Raw genomic sequence first — 16,554 nt, 5'->3', positions numbered from 1 at the left:
GCGAGTGAATCAGCGCGGTGCCGACCAGCCAGGGCATGAAGCTCGCATTCTCCACGGGGTCCCAGAACCACCAGCCGCCCCAGCCGAGCTCGTAGTAGGCCCACCAGCTGCCCAGCGCGATGCCGAGTGGATTTCCGGCGAGCGCACGTCCGAGGGCTTCTTCAAGCTGAAGCAGGGCAAGACCCACTCGGTCGGCCATGCCATCGCCCGCAGCCTTTCCTATGCGCCCTATGCCGATCTCCTGTGGTGGGAGACGTCGGAGCCGGATCTCGGCGAGGCGCGCGAATTCGCCGACGAAATCCACCGTCACTTCCCCGGCAAGCTTCTCGCCTACAACTGCTCGCCGTCTTTCAATTGGCGTGCCAAGCTCGACGAAGCGACGATCGGCAGCTTCCAGGAACAGCTCGCCGAGATGGGCTATCGCTTCCAGTTCGTGACGCTGGCCGGCTTCCATGCCCTGAACCTGTCGATGTTCGAGCTGGCGCGTGCCTATCGCGATCGCGGCATGGGCGGCTATTCGGAGCTGCAGGAGCGCGAATTCGCGGCGCAGGACCACGGCTTCACCGCCGTCCGTCACCAGCGTGAGGTCGGCACCTCCTATTTCGATGCCGTCGCCATGGCGATCTCGGCCGGCCAGTCCTCGACGACGGCCATGGCCGGCTCGACCGAGACCGAGCAGTTCCTGAAGACGACAGAACCGGAAACCGCCTGAGGAAAGGGCGGAACACGATCGAAGAAGGAGAATGACAATGCAGGATGAATTCTGGGTCGTCGGCGGACGCTACCGCGACACGAGCTTCACCACGCTGGCCGATGGCGGCGCCGAGGCTTATGGCCCCTTCGCCCGCTACGAGGAGGCGCTGCGCTCATGGTCGGACCGCAGCGACGGCAGCCGGTCGCTCGCCTCGGTCCGCTATTCGATCGTGGTGACCGCCTCGCGGGCGCGCGCCGCCTGAGGCCGGGAAGGCCCGGCGAAGGCGACGGGCGGTCTCGCCTCAAGGCAACCGCCGGTCGCCTTCTTCCTGCGTGTCAGGGGGCGATCGGGGTTTCCTGGTAGAGCTGCTGCTTCCAGGTCCCGCCCTGCTTCAGCCATATCTCGGAGACGAAGACGTGCTCCGGCAGCGGGCGTCCCCGGAACGTGCCCTTGTAGAAATTCTCGAAGGTGATCATCGCCGCGTCGGGCGAGAAGACCGTCACATCGCCCTCGGTGAAATCGAAATAATCCGCGACGAATTCGGTGATGCCGGCCAGTTCGTCGGCGGTCGTGAACGGCTTCCCGTAATAGGTCGTCACCGCGAGGTGGTCGGCGGTGACCATCTTTTGGATGGCCGCGCGGTCGTGCCTCTGGAAAGCCTGGTCCAGCGCGATCCTGGCCGCCTTGATCTCATCGGCGACAGTCATGTCCTCGGCACCGGCCGGGAGTATCTGGATCAGAATCGCGACACCGGCCGCAGCGGCGATTCGGCTGAATTGCATTTGTCCGTCCCTCCTCGTTCGAGCCGGTCATCGACCGCCGTCTATGGGCTGTCGATCACCGTCTCCTGATAGGCTTTTTCGAGCCACCGGCCGTCGGTCTTCACCCAAATCTCGGAGACGAAGACCCGGTGAGGCAGGGGCTTGCCGCGATAGGTGCCGTCGAGCGACGTTTCGTAGGTGACATACGCGCCCTCGGCGTCGAACAGCGTGATCATGGGCGCGCTGACGTCGGAAAAGGCCACCTTGAGGTCGCCGATGGAGGCAATCTGCGCGTCGAGGTCCAGCACGCCACCATACGCGTAGGTGGCTGCAACGTGGTCTGACGTCATCAGGCTGCGGATCGCCTCGGCGTCTTGATCGACGAATGCCGTCTCAAGCTTCGCCCGCGCTGCCTTGAGATCGGCAAGATCGCCGGCATTCGCGGGAGCGGCCGCGAAAGCCGTCACGGCAGACATGACGGCAGCCGTCGCAGTCACAATGCGCATCCTGATCCTCCTCGTGTCCCCGTCGGCGGATCGTCGAAAGGATAACTGCCTCCATTCGGCGATGTAAGGCTGGCGGCTCGGCGGCGGCGCATGGTCCTCACAGGCCGCTTATTCCTTCGCCCGGCGCGCCACCTCCTTCGCCAGGGCCCTCACTTCCTCGGCCGCGATGCCGTTCGGGTCGGTTTCGATCACGGTGCTGCCCGATCCCATGCTCGACGGAAAGGCGACGCGGTTGCCGAGCTGCGCCCTGGCGACGCGATAGCCGAGGCCGCCCGTCGCGTCGGCCATCTCGGCGGTCAGCAGGGCGCGCCGGACGACCCGGTTCAGCACGAGAAGCGCCTCGTTGCCTTCCTTCGCCACCATCTGCAGGGTCGGTTCGGTGGCCCAGAGGTCGACCGGCGTCGGCTGCAGCGGGACGACGACGAGGTCGGCGATCTCGATCGCCGGCCGCATCTCGATATCGGATTTCGGCGGCGTGTCGACGACGACGAAATCGTGGTGCCGCGCAAGGTTGCGGGCTTCGCGGCGGGCGCCCCAGCCGCTGGCGGTCCGGAATTCGAGGTCGATTCCCTCTTCGCCGAGGCGCTCCTCGCGTCGCTCGAACCACTCGCCGAGGCTGCCTTGCGGGTCGACGTCGACGATCGCGACCGATTTGTCGCGCGTGCCGAGGGCGACGGCGAGATGCGCGGCGACCGTCGTCTTGCCGGAGCCGCCTTTTTGCTGGGCAATGGTGATGATGACACCAGGCATGGGCTGTCCTTTTCGCGGAGCATGACCTCCCTAGCGGGCAATCATGACATCGAAGCAATCGCCTTGCCAAAGAAAGGTCGGGGCATGCCGGCGTTATGCACAGGGCCGGCGATGCTTGCCGGCGCTCACTCCGACAACCTGGCGAAATTGGCGGACGCCACGACCTGCCAGGCCCCGGGGGTGATCCTGAAGACGATCAGCTGCGGGGCGTCGCTCTCCGCCTTCTTGCCGTCGAGCTCCTCCTCGATCCGCAGCCGGAAGCGGGTCACCACGATATCGCCGTTGCGGGTGACCACCAGGTTGTTGATCGCCGGTTCGCTGTCGATATGCGGGATGCTGCGCGCCAGGTATTCCTCCTTGTCATAGGCGGCGCCGTTGGAGCGGACGAGCTGGAATTCCGGCGCCAGCAGGGGGCGGACCTGTCCGGCATCGCCGGATGCGAGGGCGTCGAAAACCGTGACGATGGCGGCCCGCGCATCGGCTTCGAGGCCGGCATCCTGTGCCCATGCATGGTCGATCGCAGCGTTGAAAGCGAGCGCGAGCGTGATCAGCCCGGCGCGCGCCCATGCCTTCCCGCCCCGTCGGGCTGTCTTGACCGTCGTCATTGTCATCTCCGCGTCTCGCCTTGTCCGCCTGCCTACTCTGCCGTCAGGTCGTCGGCGCCGCAACGACCGACCATGGGTACCGATAGGGGCCGCGCCTCACGCCCTTCTTTGTCGGCGAAAGTGATGATAAACGCGGGTGGCTTTCGGGGAGATCGATCAATGGCTACCTGGATCGTCCTGGCGATAGCCGCCGTTGTCGTGGTCTATGGCATCGTCCTTTTCAACCGCCTCGTCCGGACGCGGCAGATGGCCGAGGAGGGATGGAGCGGCATCGATGTGCAGCTCAAGCGGCGGGCCGACCTCATTCCCAACCTCGTCAGCACGGTGAAGGGCTACGCCGCGCACGAGCAGCAGGTGCTCACCCAGGCGACGGAGCTCCGTGCCGCGGCGGGCAAGATTCCGGAAGGCGACGTCGCCGCGCGCTCGCGCGCCGAAGGAAAGCTGTCGGCTGCGATCGGCAAGCTGATCGCGCTCGCCGAAGCCTATCCGGACCTCAAGGCGAGCGACAATTTCCTGGAGCTGCAGAAGACGCTGGCCTCGGTCGAAGACGAGATCCAGATGGCGCGGCGCTACTACAACGGCGCGACGCGGAATCTCAACGTCCTGGTCGAATCCTTCCCGAGCAACATCATCGCCGGGTTGTTCGGTTTCGGCCGTCGCGATTTCTTCGAGATGGAATCGAGCGAACGGGCGGTTCCCGGCGTGGAATTCGGCGGGGCCGCGCGATGAGGGCGCTTCTTGCCGGCCTTGCGGCGGCGCTTCTCGTCGTTTCGGTTCCGGCCGCCGCCGAAGAGGTCATCGAGCGCTTCGACGCCAACGTCGAGGTCCGGCCGGACGGCGTCCTCGATGTCGTCGAGACGATCAGGGTCCATGCCGAAGGTACGCAGATACGGCACGGCATCTTCCGGGACGTCCCGCTGACCTTCGTCGACGAGAATGACAACGTGCACAAGGTGAGCTTCTCGATCCGCGAGATCACCCGTGACGGCCGGCCGGAGCCCTATCACACCGCGAGCAACAGCGAAGGCATCCGCATCTATGTCGGTGACGGCGATATCTATCTCGATCCCGGCACCTACACCTATCGGATCCACTATGAAACCGGGCGGCAGATCCGCTTCCTGCCTGAGCATACCGAGCTCTTCTGGAACGTCACCGGCAACGACTGGTCCTTCCCGATCCTCGAGGCGACGGCGCTTTTCACCCTGCCGGACAACCGCGCCCCGGTTCGCTGGACGGCCTATACCGGCCGCTACGGCGAGGAGGGGAAGGCCGTCACCGGCGAGATCACCGGTGACGACAGCCTGAGGGTGACAACGACGGCGACGCTTCCGCCGCGCGAGGGACTGTCGGTGGTGCTCCAGATTCCGGATGGCCTGGTCTCTCCGCCAAGCGGGATGCAGGCTTTCCACTACTGGTTCCTCGACAACCGACGCTTCCTCCTCGGCGGCATCGGCCTGGTCGGTGTTCTGGTCTTCTACCTGATCTCGTGGAACGCGGTCGGACGCGACCCGCCAAGGGGCACGATCATCCCGCTCTTCCATCCGCCGAGCGGCATCTCCCCGGCGCTCGCCGGATACGTTCGCGACTTCGGCTGGAGCGGCGGATGGCGGGAGTTCACCGCCGCCGCGCTGTCGCTTGCGACGAAGGGGCTGCTGATCTTCAACGATTCGGGCGGCGACATCGTCCTCAGCCGCACCGAGACGCCGAAACCGGCCGCGAAGCTGCCACCGGGCGAGAATGCGATCTTCAACTGGGTCGCGGGGAAGGGCGGCAAGGTGACGATCGACAAGGCGAACGGCAAGAGCCTGGCCAGCGCGTTCAGTCGTTTCAAGAGTGCTGTCGAGGGCGAGAACCGGAACCGCTTCTTTCGGCGCAATCTCGGCTATTTCGTCGTCGGCCTGATCCTGACGGCGCTCGTCTGCGCCGGCGTTCTGTTCTTCGGTGACCTTCCGGATGCCGAGATCGGGCTGCTCGTCGCCTCGGTCATGGTCGGCGTCTTCCTCGGCGTGTTTATCATTCCCCTCGTGCGCGCCCTGTTCGGACCGCGGAAGGTCGGCTCGATCTTCGCCATCGGCTTCAACCTGCTCGTCCTCGGCTTCATCGGATTCGGCATCCTCTCGACCTTCGGCAACATGGTGAGCAGCCTTCCGACCGGCTTCGGCGAAAGCGTGCTCTCGGCGATCGCCCGCAACGGCTTCCCGCTGGTCCTGGTCGGCGGTTTCGCGGCGATGAACGGGATCTTCTTCTACCTGCTGCGGGCACCGACGGCGGCCGGCCGGGCCGTGATGGACCAGATCGAGGGCCTCGAGCTCTACATCCGGACGGCCGAATCGGAGCGCATGAACTACAAGGACGCCCCCGATCTCGACACCGGGCAGTTCGAGCGGCTGCTCCCTTATGCGGTGGCGCTGGATGTCGAGAAGCCGTGGTCGGAGGCCTTCGAGACGGCCTTTGCCCGCACCAATCCGGGCAAGACCGTCACCAGCAGCTACAATCCGGTCTGGCATGGCGGACATGGATGGAGCGGCCACAGCTTTGCCAGCTCGGTCGCTTCGACGGTTTCGTCTGCCCAGAGCTCGTTCGCCAGCTCGATCCCGGCGCCCAAGTCGTCATCCTCCGGCTTCTCCGGCGGCGGCGGAGGAGGCGGCTCGGGCGGCGGCGGCGGCGGAGGTGGCGGCGGCGGCTGGTGACGCCCTGGTCCTAGTTCGTCTGTTCCGCGGTATTCGCGTTCTCGGCGACCATGACGAAGAGTTCGTAGTCGACCGGATCATTCTTCTCGCCGAGCACGCGCACCGTCAGCGTCTCGTTCGCCTCGCCGACGAATTCGACCGTCGCGAAGGAGGTTCCCGTGCCGGCGAAGCCGACGGCCTCGTCGCCCCTGAACAGGCGGATCGAAAGCGGACGGCCGAGCTCGCCATAGGCGACGATGCTGTAATGCTTGCCGGGCTCGACGCTGATCTCATGCTCGCGATAGAGCACCGGACCGGCCGCGACCGCATCGCGGTCACCGAGCGAAGACTTGAGGTGCAGCGTCTCGACGGCCTTCTGGCCGGGCGCGGCGTCTTCCAGCGCCGCGGCGGCATCGGCGACGATCTGCTGGCGATGGCGGCCAAAGCGGGGCAGGACCGTATCATGCCAGTAGGCGACCGCGTCTTCGACGTTGAAGGTGACGCCGGGATCGAGGCGGGCATTCAGCAGATCGGCGCGCTGGGCGAAGTTCTCGAGCACGGCGCTCGGCTGCCGGGCACCGCCGGTGTCGAAGACGGTTCCGCCGGAGAGAATCGCGACGACGTGGCCCTGCTCGTTGAAGATCGGGCTGCCGCTGGCGCCACCCGTTGCCGGGATGCTGTGGCGAATCAGGTAGGCTCGCGCCGGATCGGTGTTGAACAGGAAGAAGTCGGTGATCGAGCTGGCATAGCCGAATTTGGCCAGCGGCTCGGGATTGTCGGCCGCCGTCCGCTGCCCGGTGGTGCCCTCCACCGGATAGCCGACATAGGCGAGCTTGGCGCCGGGCCCGAGCGCGGCGATCTCTTCCGGAGAGGCGAGTTCCAGCGGCGCGCCGAGCTTGTCGGCGTTGTCGACGTCGAGCACGGCGACGTCGAAGCCGGACGGTTGCGGCAGGCCCTCGAAGGCCGCCTTGAAATCGGGATCGGCCCGGCTTTCCTTGGATCGGAAATCTTTCAGCGCCGCGTAACCGGGATGGATCCAGGCGGCCGTTACGGTGTGGACGATGGTGTTGCCCGGATGGATCACGAGCAGCTTCCGCGTTCCGCGCGGGTCGTATTGGGCGGCGACATGGGCATTGGTGGCGACCATGCCCTCGCCGACCGGCCATGCGGTGCCGAGCAGGGTGCGGGAGCCATCCTTGCCGACCAGCACGACGGCATAGGCCGAATCCTTCATGCGGGCGACCAGCTCGCTGCTGAAGTCGGCCGAGACCTTCTTGCCGATCGCCTCCTGCAGCGTCGCCAGCGCATCGAGCCGGCCGGCCTGCTGGTCGAGATAGAAATAGCCGCCGACGCCGGCGACGAGCACGACGATGGCAAGCGATCCGACGACCCGGCGCAGTTGCTTGAACTGGACGCCCGAGCGAACCACCTTCGCCTGGGTCAGCGTGCGGTCCATGCCGCCTGCGTCCGCGACCTCCTTGAGGCGCAGCTTAAGCTTCGGGCCATCCTTGCTGCCGAGCTGGAGTATGTCTCCGTCCGAAACGTGCTCGCCCGAGCTGGCTGGCGTGCCGTTCAGCGCGACATAGCGGTTGCCGAAGACCTCGATCGCGTAATGGCCCGACGGCTGCCGGTAGAGACGGAAATGCTTGCGGCTGACGATCCGGTCCTCCGGCGCGAAGACGACATCGGATGCCGGCTCGCGGCCGAAGACGATTTCGTCCTTGCCGGGATCGAAACCGATTCCCCCGGAGCTGTCGGCCGGCGTGCCCGCCGGGCCCTTGACGATTGCGCCGCCGCCCAACGACTCGATGCTGACGCTGAAATCCATCTCATATGCTCCGTCTCGTGCGCCCGAGGCTAGTAGGTGCCAATACCGGCGCTGTTGGGGCTCAAGCGTGCCGAAAAACCGGCAATCCGGCGGCTCTTTCTGCCATTTTTCAGATTCCCGGCAAGCCGCCCAGCGTTAGCGCGTTTCGCTTGCGAAACCAAGGATATCGGGTAGGCTAGGCACGTTCCAATCGCCTGGATGGACCAAAGGAATTCGGCAGGCCATGGCGTTTGTGCCTGGTTATCAGAACGATGTCTTCATCAGCTACGCGCACGCCGACAACGAGGTCGACGTCTTCGGCGGCGCGTGGGTCGACAAGCTTGCCAAATATCTGGGCATCGCGCTGAAGCAGCGTCTCGGGCGCGGCGACGAGGTGAAGATATTCTTCGATTCGAAACGCCTGCGCGCCAACCATCATCTCGACGAGATATTGCAGAACGTCCGGGGCTCGGCCGTGTTCCTGGCCATCGGTTCGCCGAGCTATATCAATCGCCAATGGACCAGGGACGAACTGGCGGCTTTCATCGAGACTTCGAATGATCCCCGGCGGCTCTTCGCCGTCGAGCGCCTGCCGCTCGATCCCGGCGATCGCTATCCGGACCCGCTCAACGACTATTACCGGATCAATTTCTGGCAGCGCGACCCCGCCGACGATATCCCCCTGACGGTCACCCAGCAGCTCAACAGCGATCTCTACTACGTGCTTCTCCAGAAGCTCGCCGAACAGATTCGCAGCCAGTTGGTGGCGATGCGGAAGCAGGGAGCGGCGCCGCCGCTTTCGCCGATCGCGGTCCCGACCACGCCGCAGGCGCCGGCGGAGGAAACGGCTGTCGCGCCGCCGCCACCGGCGCCCGCCCCGGCCATGATGCATCCCGCCGCGCCCGAGCCCGTCCCAGCGGCGCCGGCCTATGCACCGGCGCCCGAAGAGGCGGCCCCCGGCGGCCCCGCGGCGGACGAGAACGTCAAGACCGTGATGATCGCCCAGGTCACGGAAGACCTCGAGGCCGATCGCGAGCAACTCGTCAGTTATCTCGACCAGTGCGGCATTCCGAACCTGCCGACCGATTTCTATCCGCAGGGATCGGCCGACTTCAAAGCGGCGGTCGAACAGGATCTGGCGAAGAGCGACCTGTTCGTCCAACTGCTCGGCCGGACCTCCGGACGGCGTCCGCGCGACATGCCCGAGGGCTATCTCGCCGCCCAGTACCAGCTCGCCGAGGCGGCCGGCCGCAGGATTCTCCAGTGGCGCTCGCCTGACCTCGTCGCCGACGACGTCGCCGACGAGGCGCACCGCGCCTTCCTGTTCGGCGAGAAGGTCGCCGCCATCGGCTTCGAGTCCTTCAAGGCCCAGATCCGGAAGCTCGCGACCGAGCCGCCGCCGAAGCCCGAGCCGGTGGTCGAGGATTTCGACGACGCGCCGATCTTCATCAATGCCGACGCCACCGACCAGTCGGTCGCCGAGGCGCTGTTCGAGAAGATGCGGAACCAGAAGGTGCCGGTGATGCTCTCCCAGCCCTATGGCGACGCCAAGGATGTCCGCCAGGACCTCGAGCGGAGCTGGCGCGAATGCGGCTCGGTGGTGCTGATCTACGGAGCGGCGAAGAACTTCTGGGTGCGCAACCAGATCATGCTCTACAACAAGCTGAAGCGTGATCGCGACCGGCCGCCGCGGAAATTCAAGATCCTCAACTGCCCGCCGGCGGAAAAGCCGCCGCTCGGCATCGCGCTGCCCGAGGTCGACGAGATCGACGCCCGGGCGGGCCTTTCACCTGAACTCGTCGATAGCGTGGTCCTGGACCTGGCCTCATGATCGAGACGATCACGGGGCGCATCGCCTACCCCGGTCTGCGGCCGTTCACCCGCGACGAGTTCGATCTCTTCTTCGGTCGCGAGGACTGCGTCGACCAGATGGTCGACACCCTTGCCGCGAGCCGCTTCCTGGCGGTCCTCGGCACCTCCGGCAGCGGCAAGTCGTCCCTGGTGCGCACGGGTCTGCTCAACGCGCTGGAACTCGGCTTCCTCGCCTCGGCCGGGTCCGACTGGCAGATCGCCGATCTCCGTCCGCGCGGTCATCCGATCCGCTCGCTCGCCGTCGCGCTTCTCGGGCTTCAGGGCATCGAGGAGCCGGACGAGGGGGAGATCGAGATCCTCTCCTCCTTCCTGCGCCGGGGGCCCCGCTCGCTGGTCGAATGGTACGAGGCCGGGCATCTGCCGGACGGCGCCAACCTCATGGTCCTCGTCGACCAGTTCGAGGAGCTCTTCCGCTACGAGGATTATTCCGGGCGCGAGGAGGCCGAGGCCTTCGTCGCCCTGCTGATCGAGGCGGCGCGCGAGGCGCGGCTGCCGCTCTATGTCGTGATCACCATGCGCTCCGAATATCTCGGCGCCTGCACGCTGATCGAAGCCCTGCCGGAATTCATCAATCGCGGCCTCTATCTCACCCCGCGCATGACCCGCGAGGAGTGCCGCCAGGCGATCGACGGACCGGCCGGCGTCTGCGGTTTCGAGATCGAGGAAGCGCTGGTCAACCGGCTGCTCAACGACCTCACCGATTTCGCGCCCTGGGATGCCGGAGGCGGCGCAGACCAGCGACGGCGGCTCGGCCGGCGCGCCGACCAGCTGCCACTCATGCAGCATGTGCTCAACCTGCTGTGGCAACGGGCGCGGTCGCGCAACGAAGAGAATATCGTCCTCACCCTGGCCGATTACGAGGCCGCCGGGCAGCTTGGCGGCGCTCTCGACCGTCACGCCGACGAGGTCGCCGCGGGCATCGATCCGGCCCATGCCGACGTGATCGACACCGTCTTCCGCAGTCTGGTGACGGGACGGACGGTGATCGACGCGGTCCGCCGGCCGACCCGATTCGCCGAACTGGTCGAGCTCGCGGGCGACCGGCGCGATTCGGTCGCCGCTGTCGTCGATGCATTTCGCGTTCCCGGGGTCAATTTCCTGACCCCGCCGGAACCCGAGGCGCTCGACGACGACACCATCATCGATATCTCCCATGAGAGCCTGATCCGTCAGTGGCGGCGCCTCTCCGGATGCCTTGATGACGAGGCCCAGTCGGCCGACGCCTGGAACCAGCTCCTGTCGCGGGCCGAGCGCTTCGAGGCGGGCGCCGGCGGTCTGCTCACCGGGCTGGACCTCGACAACCTCGTCGCCTGGTGGACGCGGGCGAATCCGAGCGAGGCCTGGGCCGCGCGCTACGGCAACAATTTCGAGGAAGCGAGGAAGTTCCTCGAAGACAGCCAGACGGCCGAGGCCGAGCAGAAGGCGCGCGAGGAGGAGGATCAGCGCAAGCTCATCGAAGCCGAGGAGGCGGCGCGAACCGGCGGGCGGTTCAAGCGGTTGAGCGCCGCGCTGGCGGCGGCGGTGGTGCTGGCGGCGGTCGGCGCCGGGGCCGCCATCTATCTCTGGCGCGAGGCGAACCAGCAGGCGACCATCGCCACTGAACAGGCCGATATCGCCGACGAACAGCGCCAGGAGGCCGAGCGCCAGCGCCAGCTGGCCGAGGACCAGCGTCTGGAGGCTGAGCGCCAGCGCCAGCTGGCCGAGGATCAGCGTCAGGAAGCCGAACGGCAGCGTCAGCGGGCCGAGGAGCAGGCAGCGATTGCCCGCCAGGAGAAGGCGGAGGCCGAGCGCCTGCGCGTCGTTGCCGAGGAGAAGGCGCTGGAGGCCGCGCAATCGGCGGCCGAGGCGAGGCTTGCCCAGGAAGAAGCCTCGCGCGCCAATGCCAAGCTGATCGCCCAGCAATTTGCCGGCCGGATTGGAACCTTCCATGTCGGCGTGGAGCAATCGACCAGCGCTATCCCGACCGCAGGGAGCCTGCTGTCGCGCGCCGCGGAATCGGCCTATGTCAGCGACTCGAGCGACGCGACCGTCGAGAATCTCGCGACGGTCGAGTTGCTGCGCCCGGCCTTCGCGTTCCAGGCGACCATGGCGAATGCGACAATTCCCGAGACGACCCTGCCGGGCTGGGGCGATGTCAGCCGCTGGCGCAATCCACCGGGCGGACCGGGGCTCTCGATCGTCATCAACTGGTCGGATGTCGACAACCAGACCCCTTATCTCCGGGTCATCGACCTGCTCGGCCGGGTCGTCGCCCGATACCCGATGCCCGACTCGCCGACGGCCTACGAGAAGACGCCGGTCGGCGCCGCGCTGATCGGCCCGGACATTCCGGTTGGCGTTGTCGTGACGGGTGATGGAAATCTCTGGGCCGCCTTCGGCGAACGCGGCGATTTTGCCCGCTACACCGACGGGTCGGAGGGCGAGGCCGAGCGCATCGACGATATCGGCTACGACCCGGTCGGCGAGCGGATTTACATTGTCTATGCCGCCAAGGCGTTCGACGGCACCAACAGCATCCCGCGCGTGATGATCCTCGATCGGGAGAGCGATGACTGGTCGAAATGGTCGAGGGTTGTCGATCTCGAGCTCGCCGATCCGGCAATCGGCATGCCGCCCCTGCGGATCGCCGGCATCGTCGACGACGTGCTCTATGCCGTCGTCGACGGACAGTTGATCGGCATGGATGCCGAAGGGAGCCGGACGGCGTTTGGCGGTCTGGGGAGCGTCGATGACGCCGTCGTCACCGTCGACGGCCGCTATATCGCTGTCCATGCGACAGCCGGAGACTGCGATAATCCGACGCCTGGCCCCGCGGTCGATCCGCTCTCCTGCCTCCTCCTGGTCGATCGCAACGACGGGGAGGTCCTCTGGCATGGCCGGACCCAGCCCCGGATACGGCTGCATACCGCGCACAGCACCGGCGGGGTCCAGCCGTCGATCGAGATCGTCGTGGAGATAGCCTCGGACGGCAAGGCGCGTCCGGCGGATGCGCCCTGGGTGCTGAACGACCTCTGGACGCGCAAGCTTACCCGCGTCAACGGCGAGTGGACCGACACGCTCAGGCGCTTCGAGCCGAAGCAATGGGGGCCCGAAGGATTCGGGACGCCGTATGTGACGGTAGCGACGACCGGAACCGGATATCCGGCCGAATTGACCCGGGAGCACGTCGCCCAGCTTTTCGCCGCCCGGGCACTGCCGCGAATAGCCAAGCTCGAAGCTGATCTCGATCCCGGGATCGACGTCAGCGAGACGATCCTCACCAGCCATGTCGGCGAGGAAAGTTTCAGGGTGGTCCAGATTTCGGAGACCGAGGCGCTTGTCTATCTCTATCGTCCGGAGCTCGGGAAATTCGTTGTCGACGAGAGCTACACCCCGGTCCCGATCTTCTGCCGCGCCGGCCCCGACAAGTCACTTGGCGATTGCACCTTCGTCTCCGCCGCTTTCTCGCCGGATGGCGACACGCTGCTGCTGACCACGAACCACGGCGAACATGCCTTTGTCGCGCGCGGCGGCGAGGTCGAATGGCGGGCGAGCACGCTCGGCGGCGACAATGCTCGCCGGATCAACGCGCTGTCCGGCCTGTCGCCGCTCGATGACGCTGGCGGGAGCTTCATGGCACGTGGTCCGAGCGGGGCGTTGCTCAGGATCCGCCAGGGAAGCGGGACGGAGGGCGCCATTGACCAGGTGGTAGTGGCCGACGACCTTTGGCAGGATATCGGTGAGCTGCGCGGCTTCACCACCGACCCCTCGACGGCCGCCCTGTTCGTCTGGGGCAGTACCGGGCTGCTGGTTCTTTCGGTCGAGGGTGACGATGCCTTCCAGTTGCGGCGGCTCGGGCAGATCGAGAACAACGCGATTGCCGACATTGCGGCCCTTGGCGATGGGCGGTTCGCGGTTGCCGCCACCGACGGCCGGATCACGGTCTACGCGATCGAGAATGGCGGGCCGAAGGAGATCGGTCGGGTCGAGACCGGTCTCTCGAGTTTCGGCGCGATCAGGCTATCGGCGGCCAATGGCCGCCTCGTCGCGAATGCCGGCGACGATCGCGAAGGCCTCGACTACTGGAAGCGCTCGGTCGGCTATGCCATCGGCGACGACGGCCGGCTGACCCAGGTATTCGCCGTTCCATGGATCAATCTGCTCGGGCAGCTTGGCGACGGCGAAGCGGTATCGGTGGATTACGGGCCGGAGGTCTTCGTCGAACCGCCCGCGCTGCCTGCCGACCGCGACCTCCTGGCCCTGACGATCATGCGGGAGCAGCGCTCGCCCGATGACGCCGCCGGCCAGTTCCAGAATGTCTTCCAGATGCTTGGCAAGCGTCGCAACGGTGGCGCGGATGCGGGCGGCGCGACGGCGTGCCGGACCGCGCTCGCGATCATGGCCCGTGCCGCCGACAGCGCCGAATTCGGCGAGGCCCTGAACACCGCGCGCCGCTCCTGCCGGACAACGCCGGAAGGCGAGGCGTTGGTCGAAGCGGCGAATACCGAAGGCAGGGAAGGGGTGCTGGACCTGCTGAAGCTGGCGCCGGCGGACCCCTATGCGCTTGCCCGGTTGATCACCGTCCTGTCGGCAACCGCGCCTGACACCGCCAACGCGATCGCCGCGCATGATCCGCGGCTTGCCGTCTTCCCGACCGAGGCGATGATACAGCAGCTGACCGCGGGTGCTTCGATCCCCGACGACCTGGCGTCGATCTATGCCAACCGGGCAGGCGGCTACGATCCCTATGATCACTGGTTGCTGGCTGTCATGGCCGAGCGGAAGCTCCCCGACGAATCGACGCTTGCCGACGCGCTGCTTCACTACGCCCGGGCGGAGAACCAGTTCCGCCTCGCGGGCGGTGCGCAACCGCGCATCCCGGTGCCGATCGTGGCGCGCCGCGCGGCGCTCGCCCGGATCCTCTCCGACGACGTGGTCGTCGACGTCTACGACAAGCTGACGACGGAAGCGCCGGCGGCCGGACCGGCGCTTGGCGATCCCGTCCCGCTCGCCGAGGTTTCGTCCTGGCTTTCGGGCCTTGAGCAGGCGGGTGCCGATCCCGACGCAATTTCCGTCCTTGCCGCCGTCGTCGAGGAGGAACTCGGCAACGAGACCGTGGCGACCGATCCCGGAGCGGCCGCGGAGCACTATCGCCGGGCGCTGCGCATGGCCGCCGGGTCAGCGATAACGCTTTCCGACGAAGCCGGAATGGCCGGGCGGCTCGCGACGGTCGAGAGGCTGCGGAGCAAGCTGCGGGCGGCGGGCGCGTCGGACGCCGATTCCGCCGCGGCATCCGCGGTGCTTCTCATCGTCGATTCGGAAGCCGGAGCGCCCCTGGAAGGCGAGGCAAATGCCGCGTTGCGCGACGCCTTGCGGCAATCCGTCGAGACACTGGCCGCGGCCGATCCGGCAGGGATCGACTTCGCGGCTCTCGGAGACCTGAAATTCGATTTCTGGGACTATGATTGGCAGAGCCACCTGAACGCCGTCGGTCAGGACGAAGCGGCGGCCCATCTCGACGAGCTGGCGGCGGCCGAACGGTTCCTCTCGCTTCTTCTGGATAACGCCGCGGGCGCCGAGCGCGACCGCCTGTCGGTGATCCGCGGGCGGCTCCGTTTCTGGCTGAGCACATTGGCCGACGAAGAGCTGGCTTCTCCCGATCCTGCCCGGTTCGAGGCCTGGCTCGACGGCGCTATCGCCGATTTCGAATTCGCGCGGGACACGGCATTCACGCCATGGGACCGGGCGGTCCTCGGCAATGCCTATGGCCGCAAATTCGCGGCCTCGGCGAGTGGGCCGCTGTTGACCAAGGCTGTCCAGGCATTCGAGCAGGCGATCGCCGATCCCGCCTTTGCCGATCTCGGCGAATATCGGCGCCGGCTGGTGATGGACGGCGAGGTTCGGGTGCTCGAGAACGCCATGGCCCGCGATCTTCGCGATCCGGCGCTTACCGGATTCGGTCCGCAGCCGGGCGACCCGGACTATGATGCCGCCCGGCTCGCCGATCTCACGTTCGACGCGTTCTCGCTCGCCCGCCAGCGGGAGTCGGTGCGGGACCGTGCCGCGGAACGCGGCCTGCTTCGCGAAGGGTCGACCTGGCCCCTCGATACGCGGGCCGACTATTATTGGGGCTTCACCGCGGCGCAGGCCGGCGCGCCGCTCCGCATCGCCGACGGCGCCAATGGCGACCCGACCGAATGCGACCGTCTTGCCGCGCATCCCAATGACGTCACCCGCACCACGCGTCCGGTCGGCTTCGGCGAGATCGACGTGGGGCTGGTGATGGCGGCCTGCGCCGGCGATTCTCCGCGCGACATGTTCAATCGCGCCAGGGGACTGAGCAAGAGCGCCGAGCCTGACCAGGCGGCAATCCTTGGGCTCCTGATCCCGGCGGCCGAGGCCGGGCTCCCGGTTGCCTACAACAACCTGGCGATCATGATCGGCTCGGTTCGTCCCGATTTCGTTTCGGCCAGCGACCTCAGGACAACGTTCTCGGCGCTCAGCCTCAAGGAGGCCTATGGCGAAATATCGGATCTTCTGCGGCCGGAGATCGGCAACGACGACGACTGGCGCAAGACCTTCCTTTGGCTTGCGTCCAAGGCGGCGGCGCTCGATGTCGCGGAGGCGCATCGCGACCTCGCCGAACTGTCCGGCGATCGACTGACGCGCGGCATGCATCTCTCTGTCGCGGCCGAGCTCTTCGCGGCGGAGGGACGCAACCAAGAGGCGGATGCCGCGACCGCGGAGCTAGCCGCGCTCGATCTGGCGAGCGACGAGATCCTCGCGGTTCAGGACGCCGCGAAGAATCGGAAAAGGACGAACCTCGTCCTTGTCGACCAGGCGCTGGCCGACCGCATCCTCGGCCTCTGGTAGCGCAAAAAAAGACGCGGCCCCGGTGGGAGCCGCGC

At 66.8% G+C, this 16,554-nt stretch carries 10 protein-coding genes and 2 pseudogenes; 6 read left to right on the top strand and 6 right to left on the bottom strand.

What is annotated here, in order from left to right:
• Positions 1 to 127: pseudogene (ccsA, locus tag KDJ86_RS19235) on the bottom strand (cytochrome c biogenesis protein CcsA); the annotation flags it as partial.
• On the opposite strand from ccsA, the pseudogene KDJ86_RS19230 reads away from it, so the two are divergent.
• Positions 113 to 712, top strand: a pseudogene (locus tag KDJ86_RS19230) (isocitrate lyase); the annotation flags it as partial. The pseudogenes ccsA and KDJ86_RS19230 overlap by 15 nt on opposite strands.
• Positions 713 to 743: 31 nt before the next feature.
• Positions 744 to 956: a DUF4170 domain-containing protein gene (locus KDJ86_RS19225; protein WP_291749625.1), complete on the top strand. Its 213-nt coding sequence runs from the start codon at positions 744 to 746 to the stop codon at positions 954 to 956.
• Between the two features lie 73 nt (positions 957 to 1,029).
• Here the strand turns inward: KDJ86_RS19225 and KDJ86_RS19220 are convergent, their stop codons facing one another.
• From KDJ86_RS19220 to KDJ86_RS19205, 4 genes are all read right to left on the bottom strand, one after another.
• Positions 1,030 to 1,476, bottom strand: a complete 447-nt coding sequence (locus KDJ86_RS19220) for a nuclear transport factor 2 family protein (RefSeq protein WP_291749622.1) — start codon at positions 1,474 to 1,476, stop codon at positions 1,030 to 1,032.
• A gap of 41 nt (positions 1,477 to 1,517) precedes the next feature.
• Positions 1,518 to 1,961: a nuclear transport factor 2 family protein gene (locus tag KDJ86_RS19215; RefSeq protein WP_291749620.1), complete on the bottom strand. Its 444-nt coding sequence runs from the start codon at positions 1,959 to 1,961 to the stop codon at positions 1,518 to 1,520.
• Positions 1,962 to 2,069: 108 nt separating this feature from the next.
• Positions 2,070 to 2,711 carry a ParA family partition ATPase gene (gene parA, locus KDJ86_RS19210; protein ID WP_291749618.1) on the bottom strand — a complete coding sequence of 214 codons (642 nt, stop codon included), beginning with the start codon at positions 2,709 to 2,711 and terminating at the stop codon, positions 2,070 to 2,072.
• Positions 2,712 to 2,836: 125 nt separating this feature from the next.
• On the bottom strand, positions 2,837 to 3,316 hold the full coding sequence (locus KDJ86_RS19205; protein ID WP_291749615.1) for a nuclear transport factor 2 family protein: 480 nt from the start codon (positions 3,314 to 3,316) through the stop codon (positions 2,837 to 2,839).
• Positions 3,317 to 3,475: 159 nt separating this feature from the next.
• Here KDJ86_RS19205 and KDJ86_RS19200 point away from each other — a divergent pair, with 159 nt between their 5' ends.
• Both KDJ86_RS19200 and KDJ86_RS19195 read left to right on the top strand, forming a co-directional pair.
• Positions 3,476 to 4,045 carry a LemA family protein gene (locus KDJ86_RS19200; RefSeq protein ID WP_291749612.1) on the top strand — a complete coding sequence of 190 codons (570 nt, stop codon included), beginning with the start codon at positions 3,476 to 3,478 and terminating at the stop codon, positions 4,043 to 4,045.
• On the top strand, positions 4,042 to 6,009 hold the full coding sequence (locus tag KDJ86_RS19195; RefSeq protein ID WP_291749610.1) for a DUF2207 domain-containing protein: 1,968 nt from the start codon (positions 4,042 to 4,044) through the stop codon (positions 6,007 to 6,009). The genes KDJ86_RS19200 and KDJ86_RS19195 overlap by 4 nt, the downstream gene beginning before the upstream one ends.
• A gap of 10 nt (positions 6,010 to 6,019) precedes the next feature.
• Here the strand turns inward: KDJ86_RS19195 and KDJ86_RS19190 are convergent, their stop codons facing one another.
• Complete coding sequence (locus tag KDJ86_RS19190; protein WP_291749606.1) at positions 6,020 to 7,816, bottom strand: trypsin-like peptidase domain-containing protein; 1,797 nt, start codon at positions 7,814 to 7,816, stop codon at positions 6,020 to 6,022.
• A gap of 223 nt (positions 7,817 to 8,039) precedes the next feature.
• Between KDJ86_RS19190 and KDJ86_RS19185 the strand changes: the two genes are divergently transcribed.
• On the top strand, positions 8,040 to 9,626 hold the full coding sequence (locus KDJ86_RS19185) for a toll/interleukin-1 receptor domain-containing protein (protein WP_291749603.1): 1,587 nt from the start codon (positions 8,040 to 8,042) through the stop codon (positions 9,624 to 9,626).
• Positions 9,623 to 16,519, top strand: coding sequence for an nSTAND1 domain-containing NTPase (locus tag KDJ86_RS19180; protein ID WP_291749601.1), 6,897 nt, complete (start codon positions 9,623 to 9,625; stop codon positions 16,517 to 16,519). Before KDJ86_RS19185 ends, KDJ86_RS19180 begins: the two co-directional genes overlap by 4 nt.
• Positions 16,520 to 16,554 lie beyond the last annotated feature (35 nt).

Source organism: Bauldia sp., assembly GCF_020442045.1.
Taxonomy (GTDB): Bacteria; Pseudomonadota; Alphaproteobacteria; order Rhizobiales; family Kaistiaceae; genus Bauldia.
Note: the sequence above shows the minus strand (reverse complement) of the source record. Positions and strands in the feature narration are given on the sequence as shown.

Bases quoted from the DNA above. Each gene is read 5' to 3' on its own strand.
- KDJ86_RS19225 (WP_291749625.1), top strand. From the start codon at position 744: ATGACAATGCAGGATGAATTCTGGGTCGTCGGCGGACGCTACCGCGAC.
- KDJ86_RS19220 (WP_291749622.1), bottom strand. From the start codon at position 1,476: ATGCAATTCAGCCGAATCGCCGCTGCGGCCGGTGTCGCGATTCTGATC.
- KDJ86_RS19215 (WP_291749620.1), bottom strand. From the start codon at position 1,961: ATGCGCATTGTGACTGCGACGGCTGCCGTCATGTCTGCCGTGACGGCT.
- parA (WP_291749618.1), bottom strand. From the start codon at position 2,711: ATGCCTGGTGTCATCATCACCATTGCCCAGCAAAAAGGCGGCTCCGGC.
- KDJ86_RS19205 (WP_291749615.1), bottom strand. From the start codon at position 3,316: ATGACGACGGTCAAGACAGCCCGACGGGGCGGGAAGGCATGGGCGCGC.
- KDJ86_RS19200 (WP_291749612.1), top strand. From the start codon at position 3,476: ATGGCTACCTGGATCGTCCTGGCGATAGCCGCCGTTGTCGTGGTCTAT.
- KDJ86_RS19195 (WP_291749610.1), top strand. From the start codon at position 4,042: ATGAGGGCGCTTCTTGCCGGCCTTGCGGCGGCGCTTCTCGTCGTTTCG.
- KDJ86_RS19190 (WP_291749606.1), bottom strand. From the start codon at position 7,816: ATGGATTTCAGCGTCAGCATCGAGTCGTTGGGCGGCGGCGCAATCGTC.
- KDJ86_RS19185 (WP_291749603.1), top strand. From the start codon at position 8,040: ATGGCGTTTGTGCCTGGTTATCAGAACGATGTCTTCATCAGCTACGCG.
- KDJ86_RS19180 (WP_291749601.1), top strand. From the start codon at position 9,623: ATGATCGAGACGATCACGGGGCGCATCGCCTACCCCGGTCTGCGGCCG.